The organism is Halorubrum sp. SD612, assembly GCF_002135005.1.
Genome location: NZ_NEWI01000187.1, coordinates 1 through 4235, shown reverse-complemented (window position 1 = coordinate 4235; position 4235 = coordinate 1). Strand labels below are relative to the sequence as shown.

The following is a 4235-nucleotide window of genomic DNA, read 5'->3' as shown; positions in this document are numbered from 1 at the left end:
GCCGGGCGCGCGTCTCGTGTGTGGGTATGAGGCACAAGGGCGCCGTCACCACGCAGGTGTTCACGGTCCGCGGGGTCGGCGTGGACGGGCTCCCCGAGGTCCGCGGCGCCGAGGTCGAGGCGCTCGGCCGGGCGGGGCGGAGCCTCTCGTTCGGCGACCTCGCGGGCAACGCCTTCGAGATCCGCGTCGCGGACGCGGTCGACGACGCCCCCGAGCGCGTCGCCGCCGCGGTGCGGGACCGCCGGGCGGTCGCGGGCGGCGGAGAGGCCCCTCCCGACGATGAGGGCGACGTTCGGATCGAGGCGACCGTCGGCGTCCCGAACTACTTCGGCCAGCAGCGGTTCGGTAGCCGCCGCCCGGTGACGCACCTCGTGGGGCTCGCGATCGCACGGGAGGACCCGCGCGAGGCGGTCCGGCTGTACGCGGGCAACCCGGCCGAGACGGAGCCCGACGACACCCGGGCCGCGCTCGACCGGGTCGACGCGGCGTTCGGCGTCGGCGGGGACTCCGAAGCCGACGACGACCCCGCCGCCGACGGCACGGGCGACGGCGACTGGGCCGCCTGCCTCGACGCGATCCCCGGCAAGCTCCGGTTCGAGCGCTCGATGGTCCACCGGCTCGCCGACCGGGGCGTCGCCGCCGACGCGCCGGCGGACCACGACGACTGGTGGCACGCGCTGGAGGCCGTGCCCTCGAACCTCCAGCGGCTGTTCGTCAACGCCGCGCAGTCGTACCTGTTCAACCGAATCGTGAGCGAGCGGCTCCGTCGGGGGCTCCCGTTCGACCGCCCCGTCGCCGGCGACGTGGTGTGTTTCGCCGACGGCGACGCGCCGGCGGCGCTGTACGCGCCCGACACCGACCGGCTCCAGCGGGTCGACGCCGACCGGGTCGACGTGGTCTCGCGGCACTGCGAGCGCGGGCGGGCGTTCGTCACCGCGCCGCTCGTCGGCACCGAGACGGCGCTCGGCGACGGCGAGCCGGGCGAGATCGAGCGCGAGGTCCTCGCCGACGCCGGGATCGAGCCGGGCGACTTCGACCTCCCCGGCGAGTTCGACTCCCGCGGGACCCGGCGGGCGGTCCTCCTGCGCACGGACCTCGACGTGACATTCGCGGACGGCGACCCCCGGTTCGCGTTCGCGCTCCCGAGCGGCTCGTACGCGACGGTACTGCTCCGCGAGTTCACGAAGAGCGGTCCGCTCGACCTCTGATCGATCCACGGTCGTGTCTTACTGGGTGATTTCAGCGGTCGAAACCACCACGATATTGCGACCCGTTCCGAGCCGTTTTTGTGCGACAGCCGTCAAGCGAGGCCATGACCCGGATCGTCGTCATCGACCTCCACGGCCAGTTCACCCACCTCGAACGGCGGGCGCTCCGCGACCTCGGCGTCGACACCGAGATCGTCTCGGCGGAGACGCCGGCCGACGAGGTCGACGCGGACGGGGTCGTCCTCTCGGGCGGCCCGGACATGGACCGCGTCGGCAACGCGCCGGACTACCTCGACCGCGATATGCCGGTCCTCGGTATCTGCCTGGGGATGCAGCTGATCGCCAGCGAACTCGACGGCGCGGTGGGGGAGGGCGACTACGGCGGCTACGCCGACGTCGACGTCGAGATCGTCGACGACGAGGACCCGCTCGTCGGCTCGCTCGCGCCCGAGACCCGCGTCTGGGCCTCTCACGCCGACGAGGTGACGGCGCTGCCGGAGGGGTTCGGCCGCACGGCCACCTCCGACGTCTGCGGCATCGAGGCGATGTCGAACCCGGACGCCGGGCTGTACGGCGTCCAGTGGCACCCCGAGGTCGCGCACACGGAGCGCGGCGAGGAGGTCTTCGAGAACTTCGTCGCGATCTGCGAGTCGGCCTGAGAGAGCGACGGCGCCGCCGCTCGGTGCGTCACCCTCCGACGTGCGCCGTCAACACCGGGAGCTCGCTGTGCCGCACGACCCGCTCGGCGACCGACCCCGCCGTGACGAAGCGGCCGATCCCGGTGCGGCCGTGGGTTCCCATCACTATCAGGTCGGCCCCGTAGTCGGTCGCCGCGTCGAGGATCTCCTCGTGCGGGCGGCCGCGGCGGAGGTGGAGCTCGGTCTCGACTCCCCGCTCTCCGCCCGCCTCGGCGACCGCGTCGAGCGCGCCCTCGCCCCGCTCCTCCTCGCGCTCGACGACCAGGTCCCGCCCGTCGGCGCCGGCGATCCCCTCGTCGACGACGAACAGCGCGTGGATCCGGGCGCCCGTCAGCGCGGCGAGGCCGCACGCCTGCTCGACCGCGGCGTCGCTCCCCGCGCTCCCGTCGGTCGGACAGAGGATCGCGTCGTACATCCGGGTCCGTCTCCCGCACCCGTTCAGAGCCGATACCGCCGAACGCGCTCGGTCCCGCAGCTCGGACACTCCCGCCGGTACTCGACGGTCGCGCCCGTCGTCACGGCCTCCCACGCGCCCCCCTCGTCGACGAACCCGCACTCCTCGCAGGCGCGAGAGCGCCCGTCGAGCCGCGCGCGGAGCCGATCGAACGCCGACGTGCCGCCGTAGCTGGACGACATGCGGTACCAATACACAGTAACATGATTAATAATTATTGATCGTCGGGATCGGAGACCGGAAGCGCGCAACCGACGTGCGCGCCGCTCACGGCTTCGGTCAGCGCGGCAGTCCGCAGTTAGCGCGGCAGTCCGCGGTCAACGCGACGGTCGCGAAAAGCGGCGGACCGCCCTACGCCGCGAACAGTTCGTCGACGGCCTCGCCCGCGGTCTCGACCGCCTCCTGCGCGACCGCCTCGGGGTCCGGGTCGGCGTCCTCGGGCGCGTTGAGGTAGACGTCGACGTCGAGGACGCCGTCCTCGAACGTGACGGTGACGTCCAGGTCCGTGACCGCGGACTGGTCGTAGTGTTTGAACACGATCCCCTCGGCCGCCTCCGCGGCGGTGCGAACGACCTCGTCGTCGCTCGGCTCCGAGGCGTCGTCGGCGTCGTCGGGCACGGCCTTACGCGCCGCCGGCGCCCGGGCCGCCCGGTCCCATCGGGCCGCCGCCCGCGCCGCCCTGGAGCATCTGCTGGAGCTCGCTCTGGAGGTCGTCGAACTGCTCCTCGACGCGCTCCTCCTGCTTTTCGAGCTGCTCGACGCGGACTTCGAGCGAGTCGACCTTGTTCTCGAGGTCGTCGTAGGCGGACTCGTAGTCCGTCTCGACGAGGACCTCGCCGATCTCGCGGTACATCCCCGCGTCCTCGTCGACGTCTTCGAGGGCGTCGAGGGCGGTCTTCGACTCGTTGAGCGCGGACTGCGCCTGCTCTCTCTGCTCGGCGACCTGCTGTGCGGTCTCCTGAAGCTCCTGCAGTTCCTCGATCTTCTCCTGTGCCTCGGGCGGCATGTTCCCTTGCATGGGCGGACCGAGGCGGCCCGGACGGAAAAACCCACTACATCTCTCCCGTCCCGGCAAGTCGGAAATAGGAGGGGATTCGGGAGCGCTCGCGTCGGTTTAGCCGTCGAACGCGCCGACGCGCTCGGCGACCGCGACCAGCCGCGACCAGCTGTTGACGCCGGCGCGCAGCGCCACGAGGTCGTCCGCGGCCACGCGGACGCGGACCGCGTCGCCCTCGCGGTCGACGGCCGCGGTCGAGCGGGCGTCGTCGATCTCGCCGACCTCGGGACCGAGCGCGTCGGCCACGACGCGAGCGCGTCGCTCGGTGGGGTAACTGAAAGAGAGGACCGTCTCGTGTGCGCGCGTCACGGTCCGAGATGGGTGGGGGAGACGGCGTTACTCGACGTCGACTTCCACGATGCCGCCGCCGCGCTCCTTCAGCAGGACGCGGTGGCCGCAGTACGGGCAGCGCACGCCGCCGTACTCGTCGAGGGTGACGTCGCGCTTACAGCGGGAGCACTTGTAGCTCATGTCCTATTCCTCGTCGGCGAGCGCGGCGCGGATGGAGCGGCGGACGGTGCGACCGCCGGGCGTCTCGGGGCGGTACGCGCCGCCCGTGAACGTCTCGCCGGTCTCCTCGTTGACCCAGATGCCGGTGCCCTTGCGCGTGACGTCGTCGCCGTCGACGGTCGCGTTGCGCATCTCCTCTTCGATGTCCTGGACCCGCTTGCGGGAGACCCGGCCGTAGCGGGCGCCGAATCGGCCCGCGCTGCCGGTGCTTCGAGCCTTGTCCTCAGCCATAGTAGCCACTTCTACCGCCAGCGTAGGTAAAAAGGCTGCGAGTCGCGGCGGTTGGAAAGTCACGCGCGACGAGAGAA

Annotated in this window: 9 protein-coding genes; 2 read left to right on the top strand and 7 right to left on the bottom strand. The window is 72.0% G+C overall.

Annotated features, from left to right (window positions below):
- Together B9G38_RS14665 and B9G38_RS14660 are read left to right on the top strand one after the other, a co-directional pair.
- Nucleotides 1–1208 (top strand): tRNA pseudouridine(13) synthase TruD (locus B9G38_RS14665; RefSeq protein ID WP_086220868.1); only part of this gene is annotated, 1208 nt, incomplete at its 5' end.
- A gap of 104 nt (nt 1209–1312) precedes the next feature.
- Entirely contained in the window at nt 1313–1867 is a 555-nt protein-coding gene (locus B9G38_RS14660; RefSeq protein WP_086220866.1) for a GMP synthase subunit A, read from the top strand.
- Nucleotides 1868–1895: 28 nt separating this feature from the next.
- On the opposite strand, the gene B9G38_RS14655 is transcribed toward B9G38_RS14660, so the two are convergent.
- The 7 genes from B9G38_RS14655 to B9G38_RS14625 all read right to left on the bottom strand — a co-directional run bounded on the left by B9G38_RS14655 (nt 1896) and on the right by B9G38_RS14625 (nt 4158).
- On the bottom strand, nt 1896–2321 hold the full coding sequence (locus B9G38_RS14655; RefSeq protein WP_086220865.1) for a universal stress protein: 426 nt from the start codon (nt 2319–2321) through the stop codon (nt 1896–1898).
- Nucleotides 2322–2344: 23 nt separating this feature from the next.
- Nucleotides 2345–2542, bottom strand: a complete 198-nt coding sequence (locus tag B9G38_RS14650) for an HVO_0649 family zinc finger protein (protein ID WP_086220864.1) — start codon at nt 2540–2542, stop codon at nt 2345–2347.
- 169 nt (nt 2543–2711) lie between these two features.
- Nucleotides 2712–2978, bottom strand: a complete 267-nt coding sequence (locus tag B9G38_RS14645) for a DUF3194 domain-containing protein (RefSeq protein ID WP_086220863.1) — start codon at nt 2976–2978, stop codon at nt 2712–2714.
- A gap of 4 nt (nt 2979–2982) precedes the next feature.
- The gene (locus B9G38_RS14640; RefSeq protein WP_086220867.1) at nt 2983–3366 is read right to left on the bottom strand and encodes a prefoldin subunit beta; all 384 of its coding nucleotides are present in this window, start codon (nt 3364–3366) and stop codon (nt 2983–2985) included.
- 108 nt (nt 3367–3474) lie between these two features.
- Nucleotides 3475–3726: a KEOPS complex subunit Pcc1 gene (locus B9G38_RS14635; RefSeq protein ID WP_086220862.1), complete on the bottom strand. Its 252-nt coding sequence runs from the start codon at nt 3724–3726 to the stop codon at nt 3475–3477.
- A gap of 27 nt (nt 3727–3753) precedes the next feature.
- Nucleotides 3754–3888, bottom strand: a complete 135-nt coding sequence (locus B9G38_RS14630) for a DNA-directed RNA polymerase subunit P (protein WP_086220861.1) — start codon at nt 3886–3888, stop codon at nt 3754–3756.
- Nucleotides 3889–3891: 3 nt separating this feature from the next.
- The gene (locus tag B9G38_RS14625) at nt 3892–4158 is read right to left on the bottom strand and encodes a 50S ribosomal protein L37ae (RefSeq protein ID WP_086220860.1); all 267 of its coding nucleotides are present in this window, start codon (nt 4156–4158) and stop codon (nt 3892–3894) included.
- Between the last annotated feature and the right edge of the window lie 77 nt (nt 4159–4235).